This is a genomic window from Parasalinivibrio latis (assembly GCF_036825535.1).
In the GTDB taxonomy this organism is placed as follows: domain Bacteria; phylum Pseudomonadota; class Gammaproteobacteria; order Enterobacterales; family Vibrionaceae; genus Parasalinivibrio; species Parasalinivibrio latis.
Window position 1 is genome coordinate 753,675 of the sequence record NZ_CP098812.1, and the last position, 26,717, is coordinate 780,391.

A 26,717-nucleotide genomic window follows, 5' to 3' on the forward strand; every position below is an offset into this window, starting at 1 on the left:
AAAGAATATGAACAGAGTGAAACAAGCCGTGAATGAAGGCGGGATGTGAGGCGGGTTTTATTACAATATTTTAACTGATGATACGTTACGGTTGGTGATGACTGCTGCCGGAAGTGCCGGTTTCCTGAGCTGAATTCGGTTTTTTTGCCACCGCCCGACGAATAGCCAAGGTACTCACCAATGCGATAACCGCTGTGATAAACAACAGCCACGGCACATGCTCACCCGGATTGGCCGCCACAGATTGAAGGGTTGCCAGCAGTGTTGAAAACATTAAGTGGCTCCGGTTGGAAAGTGTTCAAAAAGTGAAATGAGTTTAGCACCGAGTTGGGTGGGGCTGAATAGGAAGAACTGTGATTTTGTAAGTCATACAGCTGTTTTATAGGAAAATAGCTAAAGTGAATATGCATTCTCACAGTCCTTTGTTGGGTTCTCAAATCTAGGTTGGGTAAAAAAGGGATTAAAAGTCACGGGGCAAATTTGTATTTAAGCCGTTGTGGTCAATAGCTCCGAATCTGACACCTGACAGTATCCATGAAGTCGTCAGTTGGGCTACTGAATCAGCAGGCAGTCTTAGTCTGCCTTTCATCGAGCATTCCCAGATAACCAATATTCGATACCCTTGATCCAATAACTGTTGGATATTGCGAAGATCTCTATTCCGGTTCCCTACCAGCTTTGGGGCCCAAAACTCCCTTCTGGACTTGGGAATTTTTGACAAATGACAGTTATGCAGGTGCCAGAAACATCCGTTGATGAATATAACGGCATTGTGTTTGCGAAGCCATAAATCAGGTTTTCCCGGAAACTGTACCGCATTGAGCCGATAGCGAAATCCTTTATGATAGAGCATCGTTCGAACAAACCGTTCGGGTGCAGTGTCCTTAGATTTTATCGCTTTCATATTGCGATGTCGGTGACCAGAGGTAGTGCTTAAATCGGTGCGCATATTTGTATAAGAGTCTTTATCCGTTTAATACCTGCAATTAACGCTGTATTGCCTTGTTTTTAGGGCCTAAGCCTGCTTTGGCGCAATAGAGTTAATGAACTACGATGCAATCATTTTGCAGGTTGAAAGTTAGTCTATAGCTGTTATTGGTTGCAAAATGAACAGTTGGGTGACCTTCAATCTAAAGTGATTGTCTCTTGATCTTAGCCTGGTATCATTGCTCGACATTAAAACCGACTAGTGTGGATCTATGGAAACGGGCGAGATTTTAGTTATTGATTTGTTTGCCGGACCGGGAGGTTTGGGTGAAGGTGTATCCTCATGTATGCACGAAAATGGTAACTACCCGTTTAAAATTGGGGTGTCAGTAGAGAAAGAGCCCTCGGCACACACAACTCTTACAACCCGGGCATTGTATAGGAAGCTAAAAGACAATCCTGAATCGCTATCTGATTACTTCCGGTATCTGGAAGGACGGATCAGCCGAAAGGAGCTATTTGAGCTCTATCCTCAATTAGCCGTAGAGGCCATGGCTGAAACCTTAGATAGCCCTCGTGCGCTTGGGGCAGATAATACCATTATACATGCGCGAATTAGAGAATTAGTGGATAGTCATGTTGGCCCCAAAGTCGTGATTGGAGGTCCACCATGCCAAGCGTATTCATTGGCTGGTCGTTCACGAAATGCCGGAAATAAAGATTATCGAGCTGAAACTGATAGCAGAAATTTTTTGTACAAGGAGTATCTTGAGGTACTTTCAATTGCGCAACCAGATATTTTTGTTATGGAAAATGTTAGGGGTATTCTTTCAGCAAAAGTGGGTGGTGAACTGGTATTTCCCAAAATACTCAATGACCTTAGAAATCCAGGAATAGTTACTGGAAATTCAAAAATTAAGGGGTACCGGGTTTACTCGTTGGTGCATGAAGCAGAAGAGCCATTGAACCCAGACTACCTCAATTTTAGTGACTACCTTATTAAAGCCGAGGAGTATGGGGTTCCTCAGGCTAGGCATCGAGTGATTCTCCTCGGAGTTAGAGAGGATATCAGCAAGATACCTAATGTGCTCAGTACTTTTGACTCTGAAGTTACAGTAGAGCAAGTCATAGGTGACCTTCCACATCTGCGCAGCGGAATTTCAAAGAAAAAAGATAGTGAAGTTGAATGGAGAAAGTTGGTCACTGAAAATAGTGAACGAGTTTTCGGGTTACTAGAGGGCAAATTTGGCTGGGGAGTTGCGCAAAATGTAGTTGGAAAGCTCAGGCCGAAAAGTGGTTTAAAGAGAAAAGAAACTGCAAATAACCATGAACAAGGAATGTTACCAGAACATTTGAAAAGTTGGTATAAGAACAATTGCCCTTCGGTAATACTGAATCATGAGACAAGGACTCATATGGATACCGATTTGGCGAGATATGCTTATAGTGCTGGCTATACGGAGCTAAATCGAGGCATCTGTCCTAAATCCAGAGACTACCCAGATGAACTGGCTCCACAACATGAGAACTGGAAATCAGGTTCTCACGCCGACAGATTTCGAACTCAGGCTGCAAATAAATGTGCTACTACTGTAACCAGTCATATATCGAAAGATGGGCATTATTTTATTCACTATGATCCAAGTCAGTGCAGAAGTTTAACTGTTAGAGAAGCTGCTCGTTTACAAACATTTCCCGATAACTATCTATTTGAAGGCACTAGAACACAGCAGTATGTTCAGGTTGGTAATGCCGTTCCTCCTTATTTAGCAAAACAACTCGGAGAAATAGTTTTAAAAGTTCTTTCTTATTGAAATAGATATCCGCCTTTAAAAGGCGGTTTTTCGTAATTTACCATATAGCGTAGCTGTTTTGGTAATCGGAAGTTTTGGGGTTCATTTCAGGTACCTATTGGAAACAATTATAGGTATTCACATTGATGATATATGCCTGAAAATTTTTTGTCATACGTATCAAAGGTGATAGTCTCGTCTGTGAATAATATATCCATAAAGAAACTATGAGTACTATGACGTCAAGTAAACAGCCTGAAGTTCGTTATTTAGATGCTGCTCCCTATGCTTCAGCACTTATTGAGGGACATCGAGACTTTGGTTACAGTCTCAAAACTGCTTTGGCTGATATTATAGATAACTCCATTTCTGCTGGTGCTGATCGGGTTAATCTCGTGGTTGATACCATTTCAAATTCTCCATCAGTTGTCATCGCTGATAATGGCTGTGGCATGAGCGAAAGTGAATTACTTGAAGCGATGAGATTAGGTAGTAAAAATCCCACGTTTGACCGGTTGCCTTCTGAACTTGGGCGATTTGGTTTAGGCCTAAAAAGTGCAAGTTTTTCCCAGTGCCGCTCGCTTACTGTTATAACTAGGCAAGATGGGATTACATCATGTGCTCGCTGGGATTTAGATCTAGTTGCAGACACAAATGAGTGGACATTAGAGTTAATTGACGATTACGAAAATGAGTTAGGCTATGACTTGCTCGGCGAGATTGGAACAATTGTTGTTTGGAAAAAATTAGATCGACTAGTAGGTGAAATTGATACATCGGAAAAAAAAATTGAGCATATGAATGCAGAATTCTCTCTTGCTGAGAGACATTTAAGGCTTACTTTTCATCGATTTCTAGAAAATCATAGGCGACAGGTCCAAATAAGTATCAATAATCGACAATTAGCCCCGTTAGACCCAATGGCTTCTTGCCATCCATCGACTCAGAAGGATCCTGACGATAACATCCGTTTATCTAATGGCAATGTTCGCATTCGCAGCTATACCATTCCGCACTACAAAAAAATGAGTCAATATGAATGGGATGAGCTTGGTGGGCCAGAAGGTCACCTAAAGTCCCAAGGATTATACATATATCGAGAAAATAGATTAATTATTGCAGGGAGCTGGCTGGGACTTGCTAAGCAAACTGAACTAACAAAATTAAGTCGAATAGCCATCGATATACCTAATACGATGGATGCGCAATGGAAAATTGATGTAAAAAAATCTTCGGCACAGCTTCCTCAACCAGTTCGAGAGCGACTCAAGCGAATCATAGAGCGTTTTGTTGGTTCTTCCAAAAGAACATATCGAAGCCGGGGGCAAAGACTAGTTGAAGGTACGATGCATCCTATTTGGAATCGGGTTCAAATGGAAGGGCGAATACACTTCAAACCCAATTCAGAACATCCAGTATTTCAAGCTTATATAAATTGTCTGCCTCATGAATTGCAAGAAGGGTTTGAACGCTGTATCAGATTGCTTGGTGCTGGCTTACCTATTGATGCGCTTCATACCGAGCTGGTGGGTAACGCTGAAGCAATTGTTGCAATGCAAACTTCTGAAGCAGATTTGAATCAAGTCGTGATTGACCTTACTGATGCATTGCTTGTTAGCAATGTTACTCCAGACAGAATCAAAGATGTTCTCCAAAATTATCCATTATTGCAATCAAACTGGGATGTCTCAGAGCGACTAGTTGCAAATTATCTCAAGGAAAAAGGCCTATGAGCAGCAGGCAACAAGTATTAGATATGGTTGAAGCAGGGCTATACAATCAGCCTCGTAAATCTGAAGATGAGCTGAGAGGCTTAGTTAAGAGTATTGCAAGGATAGTAGATAGTAATTTAAGTGACTCAGTGATCGAGGCAATAGCTCGTGAGATTGAGTCAAAGCAGGGAATTAAAGTGGGCCTCGGTTCGATAGTAGATAGCGTCAAATTTAAACCTTGGTTAGACGATGCAAAATCGGAAATAGACCCCTTCTATTGGAAAAGATATGAGAAGTTGCTGCTAAAAACTGGATTACCTAGAGACGTTATTACAGGTACGGATATCGTTACCGACAAGATACTTGGCCGATTAGGAAATCCTAAAGAATGTTCCTCATGGGATCGTAGAGGTATGGTTGTTGGTCACGTACAAAGTGGCAAAACACTGAATTATACAAGTTTGATCTGTAAGGCGGCCGATGCAGGGTATCGCCTAATAATTGTTGTCGCAGGCATACACAATAACTTAAGAAATCAAACTCAAATTCGAATCGATGAAGGATTCATAGGTCGAGATACAGGAAAAAGCTCCGATAAGAAGAATGGAAATGCTAAGCATGTTATCGGTGTTGGACATTTTGATTCGAATAGAACTCCAGTTAGCCTGACGAATACGTCTAGAGATTTTAATAAGCCTACCGCATCAACAAATACCAGTGAGATAGACTCGTATAGAGTGCCAGTCGTTTTAGTTATTAAAAAGAATCACCGAACACTTGAAAATCTTCTTGAATGGCTTAAAGACAACAGTGCTCGTGGTGATAAAGAAATGATCGACCAGCCAATGCTGCTCATCGATGATGAGGCTGATAACGCATCAATCAACACTAAATACAGTAATCAATTGGTAACCAAGATCAATGGGCAAATACGTGATCTCTTAAAAATGTTTCATCGTAGCTGTTATGTGGGTTATACAGCAACTCCTTTTGCTAATATTTTCATTGATCCGGATGAAAACCACGATGTACACAAAGAGGATCTATTCCCTAAAGATTTCATTATTGGTCTCGATGCGCCTACTAACTACTTTGGTCCAAAGAAAATATTTATCGATGGTCTGCCTGATGACGCTGAGCCAACTTGGTTAAGGAGCATTTCGGATAATGAAGACCTCCTACCGATAAAGCATAAAATTGATCATGAGATCTATCAGTTACCAGATTCACTCATGTTTGCTTTGCGTACTTTTCTGTTATCGCGAGCTATTAGAAATTTAAGAGGTCAATCAAGCTCTCATTGTTCAATGCTTGTGAATGCCAGTCGATTTACACGAGTTCAAAGTCAGCTTAAAAACCGATTGCATGAGGCGCTGGAAAAAATCCTAAACTCTTTGAGATTAAACTCATCTGTAACTACGGCGTTGAAGGACCCTGAAATCAAAGCTTTGTTTGATGTATGGGAAGCAGAGTATCAAGACACTGAATTTGACTGGGGTAAGATACAAAAAACTATTTTTGATGCAATAGCATCAGCCAAGGTTGTTGAAGTTAACAGTCAAGCCAACGAATTAGACTACTCGAATACAGGTGATAGAGGGCAAACTGTTATTGCTGTTGGTGGTTTCTCTCTCTCGCGCGGGTTGACGCTTGAGGGGCTCACAGTTACTTGGTTCCTGCGAAATACCATGATGTACGACACCTTAATGCAAATGGGACGATGGTTTGGTTATCGAAATGGATTTGAAGACTTGTGCCGAATTTGGATGCCTGATGATGCTATAGATTGGTATGCCTTTATCGCCAACGCAGCTGAAGAACTTCATGATGAACTTAAAACAATGGAGCAAGCCAAGGCGACTCCTGAAGACTTTGGACTTGCAGTTCGCAGTCACCCGGCATCATTGTTGGTTACCGCAAAAAATAAGATGGGAGCTGGTCGCGAAGTTACCACTCTTGTTGGTCTTTCAAATAGATTTATAGAGACAGCTAAGGTCAGTATTGATCCTAAAGAGATAAATGCGAATATAGATGTAGCTAAAAAGCTTATTTCTAAACTACACCAAGCCACTTTCAATATTGAAAATACCCCTTGGGGAATATTACTTCGTGATGTGCCAATACAATATATAGATGAGTTCCTAGCAGGTTGGAGCAATACACCTGAGAGTGTGATTACTGAAACAGGGCCAGTCAGAAGATATCTAAGCGAACGAAAAGAAGATGAGTTGGCTCTATGGGACTTGCTAATACCAAGTCTACAAAAAGGAGATAAAGACAATACGCTGGGGGTTAGTATTATCCCTACAAACCGTTCTATTAATCTGGATGATTTGAAAGATGGGTATATGTCCTTTAGTGGTAAAAAGATGAGGGTTGCATCTAGAGGTATCGAAAAAGCGGGTGTTGAGCCAAGTAAGGCGCAAGCTGCTGAAAACTCATATGATAAGAATGGTAACTACCCAGACTCAATCTATCGGCAAGTACGAGATAAGCCTTTATTTATTCTGCATTTTGTTAAAGCAAAAGCTCCAAGAGGCAAAGAAGGTGATGGTAGAGTTGCTTTGATTCCGCATCATCCTGTTGTTGCTTGGGGGATTAGCCTTCCAGTTTCAAAAAAAGCATCGGAGAAAGTTGCTTATATTGTTAACACACAACGCTACAAAGAACTCTACGGTGAAGATGATATCGATGAGGAATATGAGGCTGAATTGAATGGATGATTCACCATGGAAGGATCTAGAGCCCAGCGATGCAAGAAGGGTTAATAATAACGGCCAGTTTGACTTTTTTTGGGTTGTTGTGGAGGAAAAAATGCCTGCGCTTATGCTTAGATTGCCCAATGAGCCAATCAGCAAGCCCAAGCTTCCTGAACTTAAAAATCTCATTGCTACCTTTAGGATAATTTCTGGCCGCTGGGCATTCGTTCTCGCCCTTAAAGAAAATAGCCAAGCGGAGCTTTTTGAAACCCTCTGCAGAGATGTCGTTGAGTCAGGTGAGAAGGCTTCCAATTTAGATGAAGCACTCTCTAGGGCAATACAACGGACTAAAAGATGGCATCACCTTTTACGCTCAGGTCGTTCAGAGGGGCTTTCTATTGAGGAACAGCGAGGTCTAATAGGTGAATTAGCTCTTCTTCGAGAGCTCGCGATTAGTTTTGGTTCTGAAATGGCGATTGAAGCATGGAAAGGGCCTTCTGGGGCTCCAAAAGACTTTGAGTTAATTGGATGCTGTATTGAAGTTAAAACGCGAAGAACTGCTGCAACACCTTCAATTTCTATTTCATCAGCAGATCAACTAGCTGATTGTGATGGTGGGCATTTATTTCTGAGTGTTACTAATGTTGAATCTGCAATTATACTTGAAGGCATGACGCTGCATGACTATGTAGCGCTAACCGAGGATTTATTTCAGGAAGATTGTAGCGCATATACGAAGTGGGAGGATACAATTTACTCAACAGGGTATGACCCATTAAATAAGTACGATAATCGCCGTTGGTTGATAAGGTCCACCACTTATTATGAAGTGCGAGAAGGTTTCCCTCGTATTAATTGCCCATTACCACAAGGCGTACAGAACGTAAGATATTCTATTTCTTTAGATGCCTGTGAGCCTTTTAAAGTAAATGATAATACCGTTAATTATCTCCGAGAGTTTATATAGACATGACAGAGCTTGCAGATTTCAACCTTCAATTAATTGCCGATGTACAAGGTGATGCCGATGCCTTAGGACTTGTAACGGTAGAGGCATTTTTTGAAAAAATTGGTGATTTATTAAGTGAGGCGGGCGAAATAGAAAGCGCCAATCGAGCTTTTCATGAAGGTTTATATTCACGCGGGCCTGCACAAATTGATGGGTATGGTGGAGACCCTAGGGAGAATGAGGGCATATTGAGCCTGATACTGTGTGATTTTTCTCTAGATAGAGATATTCGCCCCTTACACAAAGAGCATATACAGCGTTTATCCCAAAAGCTTTTTAGGTTTTTAAAAGCAAGTCTTGATGATCAGTTCCGCGAGAAGCTTGAAGAAACTAGTCCTGGGTTTGGTGTGGCTGATTTAATCCATGCAACATGGAATAGTGTCGAAAAAGTGAAATTAATTATAGCGACGAATGGGGACTATCGAGCTAGAGCCGATGCTACTAGCTTTGACTTTATTGATGACAAGCCAATTACATTGAGTATTTGGGATATTAAGCGTCTTAAGCGCTTTATGGATCAAGGGCTTGTTAGAGCTGATTCGATTATTAATTTTAAAGACGATTTTGGTGGCGGAATTCCTATCTTGGAAGCGTCTGGTGGAAGTGATGCGCTGGAAAGCTATTTAGCGGTTATCCCGGGAAAACAGCTTGCTGAGATTTATGATAAATGGGGGCCGAGGTTACTTGAAGCTAATGTAAGAAGCTTTCTTCAAGTTCGAGGAAAAGTGAACAAAGGCATTCGGGATACTATTCGGGATGAGCCTCATATGTTTTTCTCGTATAACAATGGATTAAGCGCTACTGCTGATAGTATTGAGATAGATAAGACAGACTCAGGCTATCAATTAGCTAGTGTAAATAATCTTCAAATAGTGAACGGTGGTCAAACTACTGCATCACTATATGCGGCTAGTAAGATGCTAAAAGAACAAATACAGCAAGTATTTGTGCAAATGAAATTAACTATAACACCGAAAGAATATTCTGAAGAGATTGTCCCAAGAATTTCTGAATATGCCAATAGTCAGAACAAGGTAAATGCGGCGGATTTCTTTGCTAATCATCCATTTCATATACGTATTGAGGAGTTGTCTCGGCGTGTTTTAGCTCCTTCAGGTGCAGATAGTTATCGAGAAACGAAGTGGTTTTATGAGCGAGCTAGAGGTCAATTCGCAGACGAAAGAAGCCGAAGAACTCAAACGGAGCGTAAGAAGTTCGATGCTGAATATCCTCGGGGCCAATTTTTTGTTAAGACAGATCTTGCGAAATATGAAAACACTTGGTCGTGCTTACCACATATTGTGAGTCTAGGCGCACAAAAGAATTTTTCAGAGTTTGCGAAAACAATAGGTAAAAAATGGGGAGCAAAGGGAACGGATTTTAATGAGATTTGGTTTAAAAGGTTGATAGCCAAAGCGATCATATTTAGAACAACAGAAAAGCTCGTATCAAATGCTGAGTGGTATGAAGGAGGTTATCGAGCCAATATTGTCACTTATGCAATTGCAAAGCTTGTCAATGATACCAAGAGTTTGGGCATGGTCATAGATCTTGATCTCATCTGGAAAATGCAATCGATACCTGAGGATTTAAAAACATCTATTCTCTCCTCTGGTGAGCTGGCCCAAAAAGTTATAACCACTCCTCCTGAGGGTATTAAAAATTACAGTGAATGGGCAAAAAAAGCACTTTGTTGGCAAAGGCTTGCTGAGAGTAAATTGTTGCTGAGTGACGCTTTTAAGAGTGTCATCATATCTTCAGAGTTAGCGGATGAGAGTGTTAGGGAAGTAAAGGCTGATAATGCTTTAGAAAATTCACTCAATGTAGAGGTTGAGGTGTTTAGCTTAGGGGCTAACTTTTGGGGAGAGGCTAAAACTTGGGCTAAAGAACGTGGAATGCTGACCCCTAGAGAGAATAGCATTATTGAAATTTGTGCGGCTATCCCCAGAAAAATGCCATCGTCAAAACAATGTATAATTGCATTTGAAGCGCTTAAGAAGTTGCGGGCAGAAGGTTTTCATGCGTAACAGGTTTTCAAGAGACTGTCCTGAATTCTGTGTAATTGTTTAAGCTTCAGCCTTAAAGGCTAAGGATAGACAGCATGGACAAGAAAGCACTTGAAGCGTTTGCTCGTGAAGCTGCTAAATCCATCAAGTCCCAATCTGATCTTGAGGATTTCCGCAAAATGTTAACCAAGGTGACCGTCGAAACTGCCCTAAATGCATAACTGGACGACCACCTTGGTTACGAAAAACATGCCCCAAAACCCAGCACTAACAGCCGCAACGGCTATTCATCCAAAACTATTATCACCGATGACGGCGAGCTGCCGATCGATGTACCAAGGGACAGAGAGGCGTCGTTCGAACCTCAGCTCGTCCGCAAGCATCAAACTCGTTTCCAGTCGATGGATGACAAAATCCTCAGCCTCTATGCCAAAGGAGTGACTACTCGGGAAATCGTCGCCACCTTCAAAGAAATGTATGACGCGGATGTCTCACCAACGCTGATTTCCAAGGTGACAGATGCGGTGCTTGAACAGATTATAGAGTGGCAATCTCGCCCTTTAGATACCGTGTATCCCATCGTCTATCTTGATTGCATCGTCGTCAAAGTGTCAACTTCCCCTATTCTGAGACAGTCTAAACTGGAGTTTTCTGCCTTTTAACTGCAGGAGAACACCATGAATAAGTCACGGTTCACCGAAATGCAGATCGTTGCCATCCTTAAAGAGGCCGATGCGGGCATGAAAGTCGATGATATCTGCCGCCAGCATGGCATCAGTAATGCGACGTACTATAACTGGAAAGCCAAGTACGGAGGGCTGGAGGCCTCAGAGCTCAAGCGAATTAAAGAGCTTGAGGCTGAAAATGCCAAGCTCAAGAAAATGTACGCAGATGTCAGCCTGGAAAACCATGCAATGAAGGAGCTGTTCGCAAAAAAGGGCTGGTAGTCAACGACAAGCGGGATTGTACACACATCCTGATTAACCGTTGGCCTGAGCGTGGTAAAAGCCTGTGGACTCGCTCAGTTAGGGCGTGCCAGTTTTTATCGAAAACCCAGGGACTGGCGGATAGCGGATGCCGACTTCATTGATGCTATCAACGCGGTACTTAGCAAGTCCCCCCCGGCAGGCTTCTGGAAGTGTTATGGACGCATGCGATACCAGGGACTGAGCTTCAATCACAAGCGGGTCTACCGGGTTTACTGCCGAATGGGTCTGAACCTAAAGCGGCGCCAAAAACGTGTTTTACCCAAGCGTGTAGCTAAGCCGTTGGAGGTAGTCATGGAGCCTAATCACCAGTGGGCACTCGACTCCATGCATGACACGCTGTATTGCGGGAAGCGATTTCGCACCCTCAATGTCGAAGATGAAGCCACGCGGGAATGCCTGGCTATTGAAGTCGATACGTCACTCCCGGCTGGCCGGGTCGTGCGCACTCTGGAACACCTAAAAGAGGAACGAGGCTTGCCAAAACAACTCCGCGCCGATAATGGCTCGGAGCTTATCTCTGCACAACTGACCGACTGGTGCGAAACACATGACATTGAACTGGTTTATATCGAACCCGGTAAGCCTCAGCAAAACGGCTTTGTGGAACGCTTCAACGGTTCATTCCGTCGGGAGTTCCTGGATGCTTATTTGTTCGAGTCTCTTGAGCAAGTGCGAGACATGGCATGGATCTGGATGCTTGATTACAACGAAGAACGGACTCACGAAAGCTTAGGAAATATCTCGCCGGCTGAATACAGACGGAGACTGGAAACCTCTAGTTATGCGTTGTCTTGTTTACTTGGAAGCCGAGTATTATCCCTTGGAAGGGATAATGCTCAGCTTGTCATCGCCTACCAACCACAAACTCCGCAAAATACAAAGGCATCACGATATTGACATGCTCTGTAGCCGGTGAACCCTGAGTGCCGGTCAGTTTGATGGTTTTAAGGGGCTGACACTTTTCAATGTAGGACTGCAACGATTTTGCCCTGGTGCGTTTACCGCTTTTTACTTCTACTGGCACAATATTTCCGGATTCGTCGGAGAGGATAAATTCGATCTCTGCTCTGGCATCATTCCAGGAATAGCTGGGCTCAATCCCTGCGGCAGCAAATTCTTGCTGCACAAAGTTTTCGGCCACATAGCCTTTGTATTCGTATCCCTGCTGTTTAATCTCTTTGTAACCTACCCCAAGCATATGGTTGAGAAGCCCGGTTTCAAACAGGAACAGCTTAACCAAGTTGTCTTTTTGGTATGCGGCAAGGGGAGAGCGTGGCAGCCCTTCGATGGGGTGGTTTTTCAATGCCAATCGGCACTTATGCAGCCAGGAAATAGCGCCCTCAAATTCGGTGTATCGGGACTTTTTCTCATGCACGCCTTTAAATTTGAAGCGTTTTACAGATTCATCCATAACAGAAGACAGCTGAGACGGGATGTTCCTGAATACTGACTCAATGACCTGTGCATTCACTTTACCAGAGTATTTACCAAAATCTCTGAGGTATCCCTCGACAAGATTGGCCTGGATTTCTGAGACGTTCTTCGTGCGATCAACAATGCTGTGCTCTGCCATAGTAAACCAGCATCCCACGGCTTCCGGCATACCGCCAACAAAGTAATAATCGGTGAGCTTATCGAACAGCTTTGTATGAGCCGCTGATGAATTCATCTGGCTTTCAAAAGCCTTGATCAATGCCTGCTCTTCTGACGCCCACAGAAACTCCCTGAATGTAAGTGGGCGCAAATTATGTTGCTCAACTTTACCAACAGGGAAAGCGGTCAGCAGTCCGATGTTGGAGCCGCTGGCAGCAACGTACATTTGCGGTGCTTTTTCAGCAAAATACTTAAGAGAGGTAACGGCGCGGGGACATTCACCAATCTCATCCAGGATCAGCAAATCCGATTCAGGGGAGAAAACCTCACCGGAAAGCAGTTCTATGTTGGAAATAACATCTTCAGGGGAGAGGGAACCAGCAAAGGCTTCCGCCATCTCAGGTTTTTCCAGAAAATCGATGCGCAAAACGTTTGGAAAGTGTTGGCCTAAGAGCTCCTGAAGCAGGTACGTTTTTCCTGTTTGCCTTGCCCCGTCTATGAGAAGAGGTTTTCGGGAGGGTTTATTCTTCCAGTCTAACAGTCTGTCTAATAAGGCCCTTCGCACAGGCTCCTCCTTAAGGGAATCCGTTCATTGACACTTTATCGTACACATTAATGTAATTCACCACACTTTTATGCGCATAAAAATGTGAGTTTCTACAATTTAACGCGCGAAAAAATGTAATCAGTGTGTAAGGATAAACTGTGCGGTATGAAGAACGGATGTTGATAGTCACCAAATATAAAAAAAGCCCGGACCTTTCGGCCCGGGCTTTTTCCAATCGATTGGTGGAGCTGGCGGGAGTTGAACCCGCGTCCAGAATCACTTCAAAAAGCGGCGCTACATGCTTAGTCTAGTCTTTAATTTCACCACCCAGCTGCGGACAGACACGCTACTGAATGGCTAACCTGAATTAGTTTTAACGCTTCAGCTCTCAGGTGAAAGCATCCACGCGATCCCGTTTGGGTTTGACCTTTCTGATTCCCCGTCCTACGGGCGGAGGCTAGGGAGAAAGGGCTCTGAGCAGGTTATTAAGCTGCTAGTGCGTAGTTTTCGTCGTTTGCGACTATTTTTTTGCGGCTTTTTTACGAGGCCAACCGCACCTCGGCATGCTCCACTGATCTCTACAATCCTGTCGAATCCTAGATCAGCCCCGGAGTTAGGCGGCAGAGTCTAGCAGATTGTTCTGCGTAGTCAATGCTTACCTGACATTATGCTTCATGATACGTGCCTTGTCACGCTGCCAGTCGCGGTCTTTGACGTCGGTACGCTTGTCATGAAGTTTCTTACCCTTGGCCAGTCCAATCTTGAGTTTGGCCCAGGAAGCTTTCCAGTAGAGTGACAGGGCAACAATGGTTTCACCGTCGCGGTTCACTCCACCGATAATTTTGTCCAGCTCACGGCGGTTTAACAACAGTTTGCGCACGCGGGTTGGGTCGGCAACAACATGGGTAGATGCTACGTTCAGCGGCTGAATGGTAAAGCCTGAAATGAAGGCTTCGCCGTTTCGCATGAACACGTAGCTCTCGCTGATGTTGGCCTTACCGGCACGCAGCGATTTCACTTCCCAGCCCTGCAGCTCCAGGCCGGCTTCAAATTCTTCCTCGATAAAATACTCATGGCGCGCACGTTTGTTCTGCGCGATGGTATTGCTGCCAGGTTTGGATTTTTTGTTCTTAGCCATAGTGGGCGCATTATACGTATTAGTGGGAAAGGCGGGAAAGGATTTTCGTTTTTTGTCTTCTGAAAAACGAGTGGTATCATTCCCGGATGTTGTTGTAGGAGTCAATATGCCACATATTACGCGGTCTGCTCTAGTGCCTTTTAGTGCTGAGAAAATGTTTAAGTTAGTCAATGATGTAGAGTCATACCCTCATTTCCTGCCCGGCTGTTCCGGTTCGAGGATTGTTGAGGTGACAGCTGAAACCATGACTGCGGCGGTGGATGTGGCCAAAGCCGGCATCCGAAAGACTTTTACAACGAAAAATCAGTTGTTTCATGGTGAACGCATCGAGATGCAGCTGGTTGAAGGGCCATTTCAGAAGCTGGCGGGAGCCTGGACTTTTACTGCCCTTGATGCCGATGCCTGCAAAATTGAGCTGAAACTGGACTTTGAGTTCACCAACGGCTTGGTAGAAATGGCATTTGGCAAAGTATTTAATGAATTGACCGGCAATATGGTGAAAGCATTCACCCAGCGGGCAAGAGACGTATATGGCTACTGAGTCTTTACTTCGTCATATCGAAGTAGTTTATGCGCTGCCAAAAGAGCAGCGGGTGTTTCGTCTGACAGTGGCAGCCGGTACAACGGTACAGGCCTGTATCGACCAATCCGGTATTCTGGAGGCTTACCCGGCTATTGACCTGAAGGTTAACAAAGTGGGTGTTTACAGCCGCCTTGCAAAATTGGACAGCGAAGTGCGCGACGGGGACCGGATTGAAATCTACCGCCCTCTGGTTGCAGATCCGAAAGAAATCCGCCGCCGACGTGCAGAAAAGGCAAAGATGGATGGCAAGGCCGACCCGGTAACCGGGGGCAAAACCAACCCGCTTCGGCGGGAAGAAGAACAGTAAACCTGTAAAAATTGCTGAAACAAAACCGGGAGCCTTGGGCTCCCGGTTTTGTTTGATTACTGCAGCATCTCGGCGAACTGCTCGCCCGGCTTGAAATCACCTTCGAGCAGGGCCAGCTTGCCGCTTTCACTGAAGCGGACAACCAGTTTTTTCTCAATGGCAGCGTCATGCCCCGGCTTGTGCCAGTAAACATAGTACCAAGTGTTCGGATAGCCGTTTTCAATGAGCATAGGGGTACCAAGGATGTACTGGACCTGTTCTTTGCTCATGCCCAGGCGAAGCTGGTTTATGTCTTTTTGTTCCAGATAGTTGCCCTGGTTGATATCAATGCGATATACCAGACGGTCAAGCACTGAGCAGCCACTTAACACGCCAAGTGCCAAAGCGACAGCAGCAAACTTCTTCCAACCCATGCTTGTGATATTCCTTACTAAAGTTGCTGCCGATAATAAACAAGAGTGCAGGCAAAGTAAAAAGGCAGCATACGTAGATATGACAAGGGCAGCAGGGATGAGTTCCCTGCTGCCCTTACAGTGTGGGTGGGTATCAGGCTGCGACCAACAGTTCCCGCGCGTTTGCCAGAGTGTGTTCGGTAATTTCGCTGCCACCGAGCAGGCGGGCGAGCTCGCTGACGCGGGCGGTGTCATCCAGCGGGCGCATCTGGGTGAGGGTCTTGCCGGCTTTGGTTTCCTTGGAGACAAACATCTGCTGGTGCCCGCACCCGGCAACCTGCGGCAGGTGGGTCACACACAGTACCTGGGTTGAATTGCCAAGCTTGCGCAGCATCTTGCCGACAATAGCGGCGGTCGGGCCACTGATACCCACGTCCACTTCATCGAAAATCAGGCTTGGGGTTTCCACTTTCTGCGCTGTGATCACCTGGATAGCCAGCGAGATACGGGAAAGCTCACCGCCGGAGGCGACTTTCGCCATGGATTGCAGCGGCTGGCCGGGGTTGGTGCAGACCTGGAACTCGATGTTGTCAAAGCCAAGCGGGGTAACGTTGCCCTGGGGCAGGCGCTCAAAGGCAATCTCGAATTTGCCTTTTTCCATATTGAGCTCCTGCATGCTTTGGGTAATCAGTTTGTTGAGCTCCTTGGCGTAGCGCAGGCGGCTCTTACTGAGCTTTTCAGCAGCTTCCAGGCATACCTGATGCTTTTGGGCGACATCTTGCTCAAGTGCTTCCAGCATGGAATCGCCGTCACCGAGTTTTTCCAGTTCGGCAAGCAGCATCTGGTGCGTGCTGTAAAGCTCATCCGGCATTACATGGTGCTTGCGCGCCAGGCTCATGATTTTGCTCATGCGCTCGTCGAGGAATTGCAAACGCTGTGGGTCCATATCCAGGCTTTCCAGGTAGCGGGTCAGTTCATACCCGGCTTCCTGTGCCTGAATGGTGGCCTCTTCCAGCATCGTCACCAGCTCGCCAAAAGTCGGGTCGATATCAGAAAGGGTGGCGAGTTGGCTTTGGGCAGCTTTCAGCAATTGAACTGCGTTGGTGTCGTCATTTTCGGTGAGCATTTCCAATGCACTCTGGCCGCTGAGGGCAATGTCACCACTGCTGGAAAGGCGCTTGTGCTCTTCTTCGATTTCGGCAAATTCTGTTTCGCCAAGGGCAAGCTCGTTCAGCTCTTTTACCTGGTATTCAAGAAGCTGTCGCTGTGCTTCCAGTTCCTGCTGGTTCTGTCGCAGGTGCTTTAGCTCAACATTGGCAGAGCGCCATGCCTGGTAGGTCTGGCGCATGGTGGCAAGCAGCCCGTGGTGGCTGGCGTACTGGTCGAGAAGGGCAAGCTGGCTGTCGCTTTTCATCAACTGTTGATGAGCGTGTTGCCCGTGGATGTTGATCAGCAGTTGCCCCAGGGATTTTTGCTGGGAAGCCGGTACCGGGCTGCCGTTGATAAAGGCGCGTGAGCGGCCCTCTTTGGTGATGACGCGGCGGACGATACACTCATCCCCATCAATCAGTTCATTGTCTTCCAGCCAGCGCTTGGCAGCGATGTTGTTGCTGAGGGAGAAACTGGCGCTGATTTCGGTTTTTTCCTCACCCGGGCGAACCATAGATGCTTCGGCACGGTCGCCGAGGCAAAGGCCCAGGGCATCAATGGCGATAGACTTACCGGCACCGGTTTCACCGGTGATGGTGGTCATGCCATGACGGAATTCGAGATCCAGTTTTTTTACAATCGCAAAGTTATTGATGGTGAGATGAGCAAGCATAATCCGATACCTGTTTAAAACCACACCTGTGTTTTCGAACAGTATATACTGTATCTTTACACAGTAAAGTTACTGTGAAAGAAAAAGAACAATTTTTTGAGGGAATGAAAAAACGCAGACAATCGTCTGCGTTTTCAAAGGATAATCACAGATTGTTTTAGAACAGTTTGCTCGACCAACCCAGCTTGTTCCGCAGGGTGTTGAAGTAGTTGTAGTTGGAAGAGTGGATGAGCTTCAGCTTGGCCGGGCTCTGGTAAATCCGGATTTCATCCCCTGGGCTGACCGGAAGGGAAACCTGCCCGTCACAACTGACTTCCAATACGCTGCCATTGTCCGGAGAGACAATCAGCTTAATCACCCGGGCACCGTCTACCACCAACGGGCGGCATGAAAGGGTGTGCGGGAACATGGGAACCAGGGTGATGGCGTTAAGGCGTGGGGAAACAATCGGGCCGCCGCCGGAAAGGCTGTATGCCGTTGAACCGGTTGGTGTTGCGGCAATCAGGCCATCTGAGCGCTGGGAAAATGCAAAGTCCCCATCAATATAGACCTCAAACTCAATCATGTGTGCCACTTTGCCGGGGTGGAGCACCACTTCGTTCAGGGCGGCGTTGTGGCTTTTGAGCTGGCCATGGCGGTGTACTTCGGCTTCAAGCAGGAAGCGCTCTTCCACAAGGTAATTGCCGTTGAGTACTTCCAGCAGCTCGTTTTCAAAATCGTCCGGGTCGAGGTCGGTAAGAAAACCGAGGTTGCCCCGGTTTACGCCAATCACGGAAATATCAAAGCGCGAAAGTACCCTGGCAGCACCGAGCATGTTGCCGTCACCGCCAATCACGATGGCAAGGTCAGCTTCTTTTCCCAGAGAAAGGAGGTCGCGGAAAACCTCCCTGGGTGCTTCCATCAGGGGTTCAAGGCGGTTGTCGATAAGCGGCGTGAAGCCTTTTTCCTTCAGCCAGTGGAAGAGGCTGAGATGGGTCGTCGCATCCTGATTACGTGGTTTGCCTACCAGTGCGATGGTCTTAAATGCTTTGGTCATATGTCTATCCGCGGAAACCATTGAACGGATTATAACCCTTTGTATCTTGCAATGTCGTCAGATGTTGGATTTTCGCGCTTGAATCGTTGAAGTTCGTCCCCATAATAAGCGATAAGTTTGCACTGTGTGGGGTGGGCGGTGTTGCCGGCCCCCAAACGGTTATAAAAGTGTTGGAGTTAGCATGAGCAAAGAAGAAAACAAGGTTCAGGATGCCGAGCAGGAACTGGTACAGGACGTTGACCAGGAAGTGGTAACCGAAGAGTTCGCTGAAGAGGCGGATCTGGCTGCACGTATCATTGAGCTGGAAGCCGCACTGGAGGCCAGCGAGGCAAAGGTGCGCGAGCAACAGGAGAGTGTCCTTCGCGCCCGTGCTGATGTAGAAAACATGCGTCGTCGCACCGAGCAGGAAATTGACAAGGCTCGCAAGTTTGCCCTTGAGCGTTTTGCCGGTGAGCTGCTGCCAGTTCTGGACAACCTGGAGCGCGCAGTCGAAATGGCTGACAAGGACAACGATGTTCTGAAGCCTATGATTGAAGGTGTCGAGCTGACGCTGAAGACTTTCATCGGTACCGTGGATAAGTTCGGCCTGAAGACTATCAACCCCGAAGGTGAGGCATTCAACCCGGAATGGCACCAGGCGATGTCTATCCAGGAAAGTGCTGACCATGCACCAAACAGCGTTATGCTGGTGATGCAAAAAGGCTACGAGCTGAATGGCCGTGTTATCCGCCCTGCAATGGTAATGGTGTCCAAGGCACCAGCCGGTAACGTGGATGAGCAGGCGTAATTTGCCATTTGCTTAAAAAAAGCCCGCTTCGGCGGGTTTTTTTCATTTCCAGCGCTTGAAAGCCAAAAAAGCGCCCCCACTTTATGGGTTAAGAGAGAACGGTGAAAAAAATTTCCGTTCCAGGGTTGAAACAGAATTTGCCGCCCCCACTTTTGGGTTAACGGTAACAAATAGAAAGAATTTCGGAGAAAACCAAATGGGTAAGATCATTGGTATCGACTTGGGTACAACAAACTCATGTGTAGCAGTACTGGACGGTGACAAGCCACGCGTAATTGAAAACGCAGAGGGCGATCGTACAACTCCTTCAGTGATCGCTTACACCCAAGACGGTGAAACCCTGGTAGGTCAGCCTGCAAAACGTCAGGCAGTGACTAACCCTGAAAATACACTGTTCGCTATCAAGCGTCTGATCGGCCGTCGCTTTGAAGACGAAGAAGTTCAGCGTGACATCGAAATCATGCCTTTCAAAATTGTTAAGGCTGATAACGGCGACGCTTGGGTAGAAGCAAAAGGCCAGAAAATGGCTGCACCTCAGGTTTCTGCTGAAGTGCTGAAGAAAATGAAGAAAACTGCGGAAGATTTCCTGGGTGAACCAGTAACCGGCGCAGTTATCACCGTTCCTGCATACTTCAACGATGCTCAGCGTCAGGCAACTAAAGATGCCGGCCGTATCGCAGGTCTGGAAGTTAAGCGTATCATCAACGAACCTACTGCTGCTGCCCTGGCTTATGGCCTGGACAAGCAAGGCGGTGACCGCACTATCGCGGTATATGACCTGGGTGGTGGTACCTTCGATATCTCTATCATCGAAATCGATGATGTTGACGGCGAGAAGACTTTCGAAGTGCTGTCTACCAACGGTGACACTCACCTGGGTGGTGAAGACTTCGACAACCGCATGATCAACTACCTGGTTGACGAGTTCAACAAAGAACAAGGTATCAACCTGCGTAAAGATCCACTGGCAATGCAGCGTCTGAAAGAAGCAGCTGAAAAAGCCAAGATCGAACTGTCTTCTGCTCAGCAGACCGACGTTAACCTGCCTTACATCACTGCAGATGCGACCGGTCCTAAGCACATGAACGTGAAAGTGACCCGTGCGAAACTGGAGTCACTGGTTGAAGATCTGGTTGTACGTTCACTGGAGCCTCTGAAAGTAGCTCTGGCTGATGCTGACCTGTCTCCAAGCGACATCACTGACGTAATCCTGGTTGGTGGTCAGACTCGTATGCCTATGGTTCAGCAGAAAGTTTCTGAATTCTTCGGCAAAGAGCCACGTAAAGACGTGAACCCTGACGAAGCGGTTGCTGTAGGTGCTGCTGTACAGGGTGGTGTACTGGCCGGTGACGTGAAAGACGTACTGCTGCTGGACGTAACTCCACTGTCTCTGGGTATCGAAACCATGGGCGGTGTGATGACCAAGCTGATTGAGAAAAACACCACTATCCCTACCAAGGCGAGCCAGGTGTTCTCTACCGCTGAAGACAACCAGAATGCAGTAACTATCCACGTCCTGCAGGGTGAGCGTAAGCAAGCGCATTACAACAAGTCTCTGGGCCAGTTCAACCTGGAAGGCATCCAGGCTGCACCACGCGGCATGCCACAGATTGAAGTGACTTTCGACATCGATGCGGACGGTATCCTGAACGTATCTGCGAAAGACAAGAACACCGGCAAAGAGCAGAAAATCACCATTCAAGCTTCTAGCGGCCTGAGTGATGATGAAGTTGAAAAGATGGTTCAGGAAGCAGAAGCCAACAAAGAAGCGGACAAGAAGTTCGAAGAGCTGGTAACTGCACGCAACCAGGCTGACCAACTGCTGCACGGTACCCGTAAGCAGATTGAAGAAGCCGGTGACGCGCTGGCTGCTGACGACAAGACCAAGATCGAAGCAGCTCTGACTGAACTGGAAGAAGCGCGCAAGGGCGAAGACAAAGAAGCTATCGATGCCAAAGTACAGGCTCTGATTGCTGCGTCTCAGCCTCTGATGCAAGCTGCTCAAGCTAAAGCACAGGCAGAGCAAGGCGCTGATGCCCAGCAAGGCAAGAAAGACGACGACGTAGTTGACGCTGAATTTGAAGAAGTTAACGACGACAAAAAATAAGGCTTAGCCCGGTTCGGGTTAGCTAGTCTTACTTGTTCGCGGGCGTTGGAGTATTCTCCATCGCCCGCAGCTGTATAAAAAAGGTAGCTATAAAGAGATGTCTAAACGCGACTACTATGAAGTGCTCGGCGTGAGCCGTGATGCCAGCGAACGCGATATTAAAAAGGCCTATAAGCGCCTCGCAATGAAGTATCACCCTGACCGCAACCCGGGTGACGAAGCCGCGCTTGAAAAATTTAAAGAGATTAAAGCTGCTTACGAAATTCTGACCGATGATCAGAAACGAGCGGCTTACGATCAGTACGGCCATGCTGCCTTTGAACAAGGCGGAATGGGCGGCGGTGCCGGTGGTTTCGGCGGTGGCGCTGACTTTTCCGATATTTTTGGTGACGTATTCGGCGATATCTTCGGCGGCGGCCGTCGTGGCGGTGGTCCTCGTGCACAGCGCGGTTCAGACCTTCGTTACAACATGGAGCTGTCACTGGAAGAAGCTGTACGTGGCGTGACCAAAGAAATCGAAGTTCCAACTTACGTGGAATGCGATACCTGCCACGGCTCCGGTGCCAAGTCAGGCTCCCAGCCAGTTACCTGTAGCACCTGTGGTGGCCATGGTCAGGTACAAATGCGCCAGGGTTTTTTTGCTGTACAGCAAACCTGTCCAACATGTAACGGCCGCGGCACTATCATCAAAGACCCATGTAACAGCTGTCATGGCCAGGGACGTATCCGCAAGACCAAGACCCTGAGTGTGAAGATCCCAGCCGGTGTAGATACCGGTGACCGTATTCGCCTTGCTGGCGAAGGTGAAGCCGGAGAATTCGGCGCACCGGCCGGTGACTTGTACGTACAGGTACATGTGCGCGAACACGCCATCTTTACCCGTGACGGTAATAACCTTTACTGCGACGTGCCAATCAGCTTTACTCAGGCAGCCCTTGGCGGCGAGGTTGAGGTCCCAACCCTTGATGGCCGCGTGAAGCTGAAAGTACCAACTGAAACCCAGACTGGCCGTATGTTCCGTATGCGCGGCAAGGGTGTTCAGTCTGTACGTGGTGGCGGTGTTGGTGACCTGGTTTGCAAGCTGGTGGTCGAAACCCCGGTTAACCTGAGCTCAAAGCAGAAAGAACTGCTGAAAGAGCTGGAAGAGACATTCACCGGCAACAACGCCAAGAAGCACAAGCCTAAATCTGAAGGTTTCTTCGACGGTGTGAAGAAGTTCTTTGATGACCTGACCAACTGATTGAGTCCGGTTAGGAATTGAAAACGCCAGCAGAGATGCTGGCGTTTTTGCGTTCTGGAAGCGATGAGTTTTGAGTCACGAGTGGTGAGATGAACCGCTTGATTTCTCGGTTGTGGCAGTAAGAATGAACTCACAACTCAGGTCTAGACGCAATTCGGCTCAGCCGAGCTCATAACACCCATATGGTTTACCGAGAGTGTTTTGCAGCGGTCATTTTGTTGGGATGCTTTGGGCATGGCTTCGATAGCGTAACTCTCTGCTGATATTACCAATTTGAAACTATAAAATTCCTGATCGATTCCCAGTTTAGGGAGCTCTGATGTAAATTCAGCTGTTTCAGGATAATCGCTATGTTGCCGATATTCAGATTCCATCCAAATCTGTAACTGAGCCAATGATCCGATGGCTTCAGCCCTACGGGCGGTTTCAACATGGCCCTGATATGATGGAATGGCAATAGCTGCCATTACTCCTATAACCACAACAGTTATCAGGATTTCGACCAGACTCACACCTTTTTCCAAGCATTTCATGTTTTTGTTAACCCTTTCCAGAGATACATCGATAAGGTGATTGATGCTGTCCATTTACCTTTCGTCCAGTGCTAGCATCTTAGTCATTCCTTATGTTGCAAAGAAAATTGATGTGTAAGAACTGCGGCGCGCTTCGCGGCTTTACCCTTATTGAACTCCTTGTTTCCTTGACTGTATTGACAGTGCTCAGCATGGCTGCGGCGCCTTCGTTTCTTGCGGCCCATGAATCACTTCAGGTCACCCGGGCGACGGAAGAGGTACAGCTGTTTCTCGCGATGGTGAAGAGCGAAGCGGTGATGAGAAATGAAAAGGTGACGGTGTATTTTGATACTTCTTCTCCCTGGGCGCTGACCGCAAAACTTCCGGATAACACAGAAATCGCGAAACTCGATGGAAGCAATTTTTCAGCAGTTGTTATGGAGCCCACAATTGCCGGTGTTACCCATTTGTTTGCTGATCCTATTCGTGGCGTGCTGACTTCCTCTGCTGGAAATTCTGGAGGGTTGAGACTTTATAAAGTCAATGAGCGAACCGCGGAAGTGAAGTACTCCCGGACGACAGGACGCATTCGAATTTGCAGCCCGGAAAAGGCATATGGATATGACAAGTGTTAAGCCTGTAGCTGTGAGGCAATCAGGCTTTACCCTGATTGAAATGATGGTTTCCTCGGCAGTTGGTATTCTGGTGCTGATGACGGTAAGCACCGTCTATCTAAAAGGCCAGGACCTTGCTTTTGGCCGTGCCCATCAGTTGGCAATAACCCAGGACGCTTTTGATGCGTTGCGGATGATTAAAGAAGAGATACAGCGTGCGGGGTACAGCCCAAGCGGGTCTTCGTTGAGGCTTTTGGGCAGTTCCAACATTGTCGAGATTAACAGTGATGGGAATTGTGTTGCTTTGGTATACCAATCTCCAGGCAGCAGCGAATTTCAACATTCCGCTTTTTACCTTAATCCAACACAGGAAAAGCTGGTGTACCGGAGTAAAAAAGAGCCTTCTGTTTTAGCATTCAGTACGCTCTGTGATGGGACAGGAGGAGAGCAGTTACTCGATTTAAACCTTTATAAGGTGAAAGACTTTACGGTTTCTGCTGCATCATTGGTCGGGCCTTCTGCACAATCTGGCTTTTACACCATCCAGCTGGGCATCGAACCTAAATCAGGTACTGATGTTTGCAAATACGGGAAATCCAATATCTGTGAATACTCCCTGAGCGTTAAACCAAGGAACTGGAAATCATGAAACAGCAATCCGGTATGGTCACTCTTTTGGTCACCAGTATGTTGTTGGTTGGTGCACTCGTGCTTTCACTCGCTTCTTACAAAAACGCTTATTTTCTGATTAAGCGCGCGAACAATGACATTCTGACTACTAAAGCTCATTGGGCTGCCGAGGGAGGGCTGGAATGTGGTTTCGTAGCATTGAAAGGGACCTCATCCCCGGAAGATATGGTGAGTTCTGGAAACTTTCCGGCTGAATGCCAGTCATTAATGGATATTGACTTGTCTACCTCGGTCAGCGGAAGCAATTACGTATTGGTTTCTGAAGTGAATGACATCGCCAGTGCAATACTTTCCAAGACCATAACGTTAGTTACCAATGGACGCTCCGGCTCTATTCAAACTGGCTCAAATATGTATTCGCATTCTTCGTTAACTTTCTACAATCCAGATCCAGGAGAGCTTGTTGGAGATGGTTGGGAATGCGTAGCTGTCAGGTACAAGGGAGAATATTCGCCCAATGCCTCAATAGTAAATATGGGGCTGTCCTCGGTGACAAACCCTGACCCTACATTTGATAACCAAGGCAAGGACTGCAAGGGCAGTCACAAGACAAATGGTACCGGGCAGCAGGCACTAAAGAGTGACTTTATTAATGATCCGGATTTGAGTCCCTTTGAAGACTTTTTTGCCGTTAATGACTCTGAGCACGATACAGTGAAAACGGACAAGTTTGATGTAGTGCTTAGTGAGGTTGCATCACCCTCGGGTGACTTGGAGTACTCAGGCATCAATCACTGTGGAGAGGCGATCAGTAAGGCCCTGGCAAACGGGCATACTAAGATTTGGGTTGAAGGTAACTGTGAGCTGGAAGGGACTGCATTTCAGGATTTGGTGCGTAAATCCAACCAATCAGATGGGGTATTTTTACTCGTACATGATGGAATGTTTTCCGTTTACCCGGAAGGGGTAAAAGATAGCGACGGTAATAGTCTCGAACTTAAAGGTCTGCTGTTCCACTATAACTTCGGCAATGACTATGATTTTCAGGATTGGATTGGAAGTAAAGCCTATAGTCAATTGAACCATACCCCCTCCGTATTTGGGGATGCAGTTAAAACAGCAAGTTTTTACCTTCATGGAGCCTTGAACATTGAGGGCGGGGTTTTACTTGATGCCAAACACTTGGATTCAACATCTGGAAAGTACGCACTGCAAAATGCGCTTCTGAATGACTCTTTTGCCATGACGTATAACGGTGAATATTTTAAAAAGTTTGGTTCTGACAGTACGACTGTGAACTGGGTACAGGGATCCTGGCATGACTTCTAAGCAGAATGGCTTCAGTCTGATTGAAGTGATGATAGCCATTTTTGTATTAGTGGTTGGTGTAATCGGGTTAACCCGAATGCAGAGCTATTTCGATAAAGAGTCCGAATATGCGGTACATGCGGTGAAAGCGCTGCGTTTTATCGAAGAAGACTTTGAAAAGATTGCTCGTCGAGGCGCAATTGGTGAGACAGAATTTATAGATATTAGCGACGATAACCCTCCTGTAATGACTGATTCTGTTTATACATTGGAGCGGGAGGTCAGTTGCTATCGTATGAATGCGACACTGAACAAAGTGGAAAGCACAACGTGCCCAGCTGGAGGAGTTCCAAGTGTCGTGGATTTAAAACAGGTGACAGCAACCGTTTCCTGGCTAAAACGTGATGGTGAGCAAGATAGTATCAGCTTAAAAACCATGATTTCCCGATATAGTGAATTTGAATGAATTTTTAATTTCATAATTATCAATAGGTTAATTCCAATTGATGTGAAAACAGAAAAAGCACCATGTTTTTATGTTGACTCACATTTCAAAATCATTATTATACGCCGCGTCCAGCAGGGAAAAGCAGCGAAAGGGTTGCTTAATCAATCCCTTGCGACCTCAGCGTCCCGTTCGTCTAGAGGCCTAGGACACCGCCCTTTCACGGCGGTAACAGGGGTTCGACTCCCCTACGGGACGCCACTTTAAAATTTGTGTGGAGCGGTAGTTCAGTTGGTTAGAATACCGGCCTGTCACGCCGGGGGTCGCGGGTTCGAGTCCCGTCCGCTCCGCCACTCATTCCAAAAGCCTCGTCAGAAATGACGGGGCTTTTTTCATTTCAGCCGCGACGAGAGCCCTTCGGTCTCTAGGTCGCAGGCCGGGTGCCGGACCATCGAGTCCATCCGCTCCGCCACTCATTCAGAAACCCAGTCCCAGCGACTGGGTTTCGTCGTTTCAGCAGC

General features: G+C 46.6%; 22 protein-coding genes, 2 tRNA genes, 1 other RNA gene and 2 pseudogenes. 18 read left to right on the forward strand and 9 right to left on the reverse strand.

Annotated features, from left to right (window positions below):
- Positions 1–85: 85 nt before the first annotated feature.
- Together NF212_RS03725 and NF212_RS03730 are read right to left on the reverse strand one after the other, a co-directional pair.
- The gene (locus NF212_RS03725; protein WP_434358948.1) at positions 86–274 is read right to left on the reverse strand and encodes a hypothetical protein; all 189 of its coding nucleotides are present in this window, start codon (positions 272–274) and stop codon (positions 86–88) included.
- 186 nt (positions 275–460) lie between these two features.
- The gene (locus NF212_RS03730; RefSeq protein WP_434358950.1) at positions 461–949 is read right to left on the reverse strand and encodes a very short patch repair endonuclease; all 489 of its coding nucleotides are present in this window, start codon (positions 947–949) and stop codon (positions 461–463) included.
- Positions 950–1,199: 250 nt separating this feature from the next.
- Between NF212_RS03730 and NF212_RS03735 the strand changes: the two genes are divergently transcribed.
- From NF212_RS03735 to NF212_RS03765, 7 genes and pseudogenes are all read left to right on the forward strand, one after another.
- Positions 1,200–2,741, forward strand: coding sequence for a DNA cytosine methyltransferase (locus tag NF212_RS03735; RefSeq protein ID WP_434358952.1), 1,542 nt, complete (start codon positions 1,200–1,202; stop codon positions 2,739–2,741).
- A 215-nt stretch (positions 2,742–2,956) separates the two neighbouring features.
- The gene (locus tag NF212_RS03740) at positions 2,957–4,453 is read left to right on the forward strand and encodes an ATP-binding protein (RefSeq protein WP_434358954.1); all 1,497 of its coding nucleotides are present in this window, start codon (positions 2,957–2,959) and stop codon (positions 4,451–4,453) included.
- Positions 4,450–7,155 carry a Z1 domain-containing protein gene (locus tag NF212_RS03745; RefSeq protein ID WP_434358956.1) on the forward strand — a complete coding sequence of 902 codons (2,706 nt, stop codon included), beginning with the start codon at positions 4,450–4,452 and terminating at the stop codon, positions 7,153–7,155. Before NF212_RS03740 ends, NF212_RS03745 begins: the two co-directional genes overlap by 4 nt.
- The gene (locus NF212_RS03750; protein ID WP_434358958.1) at positions 7,148–8,098 is read left to right on the forward strand and encodes a PD-(D/E)XK motif protein; all 951 of its coding nucleotides are present in this window, start codon (positions 7,148–7,150) and stop codon (positions 8,096–8,098) included. Before NF212_RS03745 ends, NF212_RS03750 begins: the two co-directional genes overlap by 8 nt.
- Positions 8,099–8,100: 2 nt before the next feature.
- Positions 8,101–10,167, forward strand: a complete 2,067-nt coding sequence (locus tag NF212_RS03755; RefSeq protein WP_434358960.1) for an AIPR family protein — start codon at positions 8,101–8,103, stop codon at positions 10,165–10,167.
- A gap of 74 nt (positions 10,168–10,241) precedes the next feature.
- Positions 10,242–10,757, forward strand: a pseudogene (locus tag NF212_RS03760) (transposase); the annotation flags it as partial.
- Between the two features lie 66 nt (positions 10,758–10,823).
- Positions 10,824–11,912 (forward strand): annotated as a pseudogene (locus NF212_RS03765) (IS3 family transposase); the annotation flags it as partial.
- Positions 11,913–11,979: 67 nt separating this feature from the next.
- Here the strand turns inward: NF212_RS03765 and NF212_RS03770 are convergent.
- The 3 genes from NF212_RS03770 to smpB all read right to left on the reverse strand — a co-directional run bounded on the left by NF212_RS03770 (position 11,980) and on the right by smpB (position 14,413).
- On the reverse strand, positions 11,980–13,293 hold the full coding sequence (locus NF212_RS03770; protein ID WP_434358962.1) for an ATP-binding protein: 1,314 nt from the start codon (positions 13,291–13,293) through the stop codon (positions 11,980–11,982).
- Between the two features lie 222 nt (positions 13,294–13,515).
- Positions 13,516–13,884: a transfer-messenger RNA gene (ssrA, locus tag NF212_RS03775) on the reverse strand.
- Between the two features lie 46 nt (positions 13,885–13,930).
- The gene (smpB, locus tag NF212_RS03780) at positions 13,931–14,413 is read right to left on the reverse strand and encodes an SsrA-binding protein SmpB (protein ID WP_054669990.1); all 483 of its coding nucleotides are present in this window, start codon (positions 14,411–14,413) and stop codon (positions 13,931–13,933) included.
- Between the two features lie 106 nt (positions 14,414–14,519).
- Between smpB and NF212_RS03785 the strand changes: the two genes are divergently transcribed.
- Positions 14,520–14,954, forward strand: a complete 435-nt coding sequence (locus tag NF212_RS03785) for an SRPBCC family protein (protein WP_054670320.1) — start codon at positions 14,520–14,522, stop codon at positions 14,952–14,954.
- Positions 14,944–15,303, forward strand: coding sequence for an RnfH family protein (locus NF212_RS03790; RefSeq protein ID WP_434358964.1), 360 nt, complete (start codon positions 14,944–14,946; stop codon positions 15,301–15,303). Before NF212_RS03785 ends, NF212_RS03790 begins: the two co-directional genes overlap by 11 nt.
- 56 nt (positions 15,304–15,359) lie before the next feature.
- Here NF212_RS03790 and bamE read toward each other — a convergent pair whose 3' ends face one another.
- From bamE to nadK, 3 genes are all read right to left on the reverse strand, one after another.
- Entirely contained in the window at positions 15,360–15,716 is a 357-nt protein-coding gene (gene bamE, locus NF212_RS03795) for an outer membrane protein assembly factor BamE (protein ID WP_434358966.1), read from the reverse strand.
- A gap of 133 nt (positions 15,717–15,849) precedes the next feature.
- The gene (gene recN, locus NF212_RS03800) at positions 15,850–17,517 is read right to left on the reverse strand and encodes a DNA repair protein RecN (RefSeq protein ID WP_434358968.1); all 1,668 of its coding nucleotides are present in this window, start codon (positions 17,515–17,517) and stop codon (positions 15,850–15,852) included.
- Positions 17,518–17,674: 157 nt separating this feature from the next.
- Entirely contained in the window at positions 17,675–18,553 is an 879-nt protein-coding gene (gene nadK / locus NF212_RS03805) for an NAD(+) kinase (RefSeq protein ID WP_434358970.1), read from the reverse strand.
- 181 nt (positions 18,554–18,734) lie between these two features.
- Here nadK and grpE point away from each other — a divergent pair, with 181 nt between their 5' ends.
- The 3 genes from grpE to dnaJ all read left to right on the forward strand — a co-directional run bounded on the left by grpE (position 18,735) and on the right by dnaJ (position 22,687).
- Positions 18,735–19,340 carry a nucleotide exchange factor GrpE gene (gene grpE, locus NF212_RS03810; protein ID WP_054669998.1) on the forward strand — a complete coding sequence of 202 codons (606 nt, stop codon included), beginning with the start codon at positions 18,735–18,737 and terminating at the stop codon, positions 19,338–19,340.
- Between the two features lie 196 nt (positions 19,341–19,536).
- The gene (dnaK, locus tag NF212_RS03815) at positions 19,537–21,447 is read left to right on the forward strand and encodes a molecular chaperone DnaK (protein WP_434358973.1); all 1,911 of its coding nucleotides are present in this window, start codon (positions 19,537–19,539) and stop codon (positions 21,445–21,447) included.
- 97 nt (positions 21,448–21,544) lie between these two features.
- On the forward strand, positions 21,545–22,687 hold the full coding sequence (gene dnaJ, locus NF212_RS03820; RefSeq protein WP_054670001.1) for a molecular chaperone DnaJ: 1,143 nt from the start codon (positions 21,545–21,547) through the stop codon (positions 22,685–22,687).
- A gap of 143 nt (positions 22,688–22,830) precedes the next feature.
- Here the strand turns inward: dnaJ and NF212_RS03825 are convergent, their stop codons facing one another.
- Positions 22,831–23,274 (reverse strand): type IV pilin protein, encoded by a 444-nt coding sequence (locus tag NF212_RS03825; protein ID WP_434358975.1) that lies wholly within the window; start codon positions 23,272–23,274, stop codon positions 22,831–22,833.
- Positions 23,275–23,330: 56 nt separating this feature from the next.
- On the opposite strand from NF212_RS03825, the gene NF212_RS03830 reads away from it, so the two are divergent.
- The 6 genes from NF212_RS03830 (at position 23,331) to NF212_RS03855 (ending at position 26,549) form a co-directional block, all read left to right on the forward strand.
- Entirely contained in the window at positions 23,331–23,834 is a 504-nt protein-coding gene (locus NF212_RS03830) for a pilus assembly FimT family protein (RefSeq protein WP_434358977.1), read from the forward strand.
- Positions 23,815–24,462 (forward strand): PilW family protein, encoded by a 648-nt coding sequence (locus NF212_RS03835; protein ID WP_434358979.1) that lies wholly within the window; start codon positions 23,815–23,817, stop codon positions 24,460–24,462. The genes NF212_RS03830 and NF212_RS03835 overlap by 20 nt, the downstream gene beginning before the upstream one ends.
- Positions 24,459–25,772 carry a hypothetical protein gene (locus NF212_RS03840; protein WP_434358981.1) on the forward strand — a complete coding sequence of 438 codons (1,314 nt, stop codon included), beginning with the start codon at positions 24,459–24,461 and terminating at the stop codon, positions 25,770–25,772. Before NF212_RS03835 ends, NF212_RS03840 begins: the two co-directional genes overlap by 4 nt.
- On the forward strand, positions 25,762–26,217 hold the full coding sequence (locus tag NF212_RS03845) for a type IV pilus modification PilV family protein (RefSeq protein ID WP_434358983.1): 456 nt from the start codon (positions 25,762–25,764) through the stop codon (positions 26,215–26,217). Before NF212_RS03840 ends, NF212_RS03845 begins: the two co-directional genes overlap by 11 nt.
- A 164-nt stretch (positions 26,218–26,381) precedes the next feature.
- Positions 26,382–26,457 (forward strand) — tRNA-Glu (locus tag NF212_RS03850).
- A gap of 15 nt (positions 26,458–26,472) precedes the next feature.
- Positions 26,473–26,549 (forward strand) — tRNA-Asp (locus tag NF212_RS03855).
- Positions 26,550–26,717 lie beyond the last annotated feature (168 nt).

Coding starts and splice junctions, on each gene's coding strand:
- NF212_RS03725 (WP_434358948.1), bottom strand. CDS start 274: ATGTTTTCAACACTGCTGGCAACCCTTCAATCTGTGGCGGCCAATCCG.
- NF212_RS03730 (WP_434358950.1), bottom strand. CDS start 949: ATGCGCACCGATTTAAGCACTACCTCTGGTCACCGACATCGCAATATG.
- NF212_RS03735 (WP_434358952.1), top strand. CDS start 1,200: ATGGAAACGGGCGAGATTTTAGTTATTGATTTGTTTGCCGGACCGGGA.
- NF212_RS03740 (WP_434358954.1), top strand. CDS start 2,957: ATGACGTCAAGTAAACAGCCTGAAGTTCGTTATTTAGATGCTGCTCCC.
- NF212_RS03745 (WP_434358956.1), top strand. CDS start 4,450: ATGAGCAGCAGGCAACAAGTATTAGATATGGTTGAAGCAGGGCTATAC.
- NF212_RS03750 (WP_434358958.1), top strand. CDS start 7,148: ATGGATGATTCACCATGGAAGGATCTAGAGCCCAGCGATGCAAGAAGG.
- NF212_RS03755 (WP_434358960.1), top strand. CDS start 8,101: ATGACAGAGCTTGCAGATTTCAACCTTCAATTAATTGCCGATGTACAA.
- smpB (WP_054669990.1), bottom strand. CDS start 14,413: ATGGCTAAGAACAAAAAATCCAAACCTGGCAGCAATACCATCGCGCAG.
- NF212_RS03785 (WP_054670320.1), top strand. CDS start 14,520: ATGCCACATATTACGCGGTCTGCTCTAGTGCCTTTTAGTGCTGAGAAA.
- NF212_RS03790 (WP_434358964.1), top strand. CDS start 14,944: ATGGCTACTGAGTCTTTACTTCGTCATATCGAAGTAGTTTATGCGCTG.
- bamE (WP_434358966.1), bottom strand. CDS start 15,716: ATGGGTTGGAAGAAGTTTGCTGCTGTCGCTTTGGCACTTGGCGTGTTA.
- recN (WP_434358968.1), bottom strand. CDS start 17,517: ATGCTTGCTCATCTCACCATCAATAACTTTGCGATTGTAAAAAAACTG.
- nadK (WP_434358970.1), bottom strand. CDS start 18,553: ATGACCAAAGCATTTAAGACCATCGCACTGGTAGGCAAACCACGTAAT.
- grpE (WP_054669998.1), top strand. CDS start 18,735: ATGAGCAAAGAAGAAAACAAGGTTCAGGATGCCGAGCAGGAACTGGTA.
- dnaK (WP_434358973.1), top strand. CDS start 19,537: ATGGGTAAGATCATTGGTATCGACTTGGGTACAACAAACTCATGTGTA.
- dnaJ (WP_054670001.1), top strand. CDS start 21,545: ATGTCTAAACGCGACTACTATGAAGTGCTCGGCGTGAGCCGTGATGCC.
- NF212_RS03825 (WP_434358975.1), bottom strand. CDS start 23,274: ATGGACAGCATCAATCACCTTATCGATGTATCTCTGGAAAGGGTTAAC.
- NF212_RS03830 (WP_434358977.1), top strand. CDS start 23,331: ATGTGTAAGAACTGCGGCGCGCTTCGCGGCTTTACCCTTATTGAACTC.
- NF212_RS03835 (WP_434358979.1), top strand. CDS start 23,815: ATGGATATGACAAGTGTTAAGCCTGTAGCTGTGAGGCAATCAGGCTTT.
- NF212_RS03840 (WP_434358981.1), top strand. CDS start 24,459: ATGAAACAGCAATCCGGTATGGTCACTCTTTTGGTCACCAGTATGTTG.
- NF212_RS03845 (WP_434358983.1), top strand. CDS start 25,762: ATGACTTCTAAGCAGAATGGCTTCAGTCTGATTGAAGTGATGATAGCC.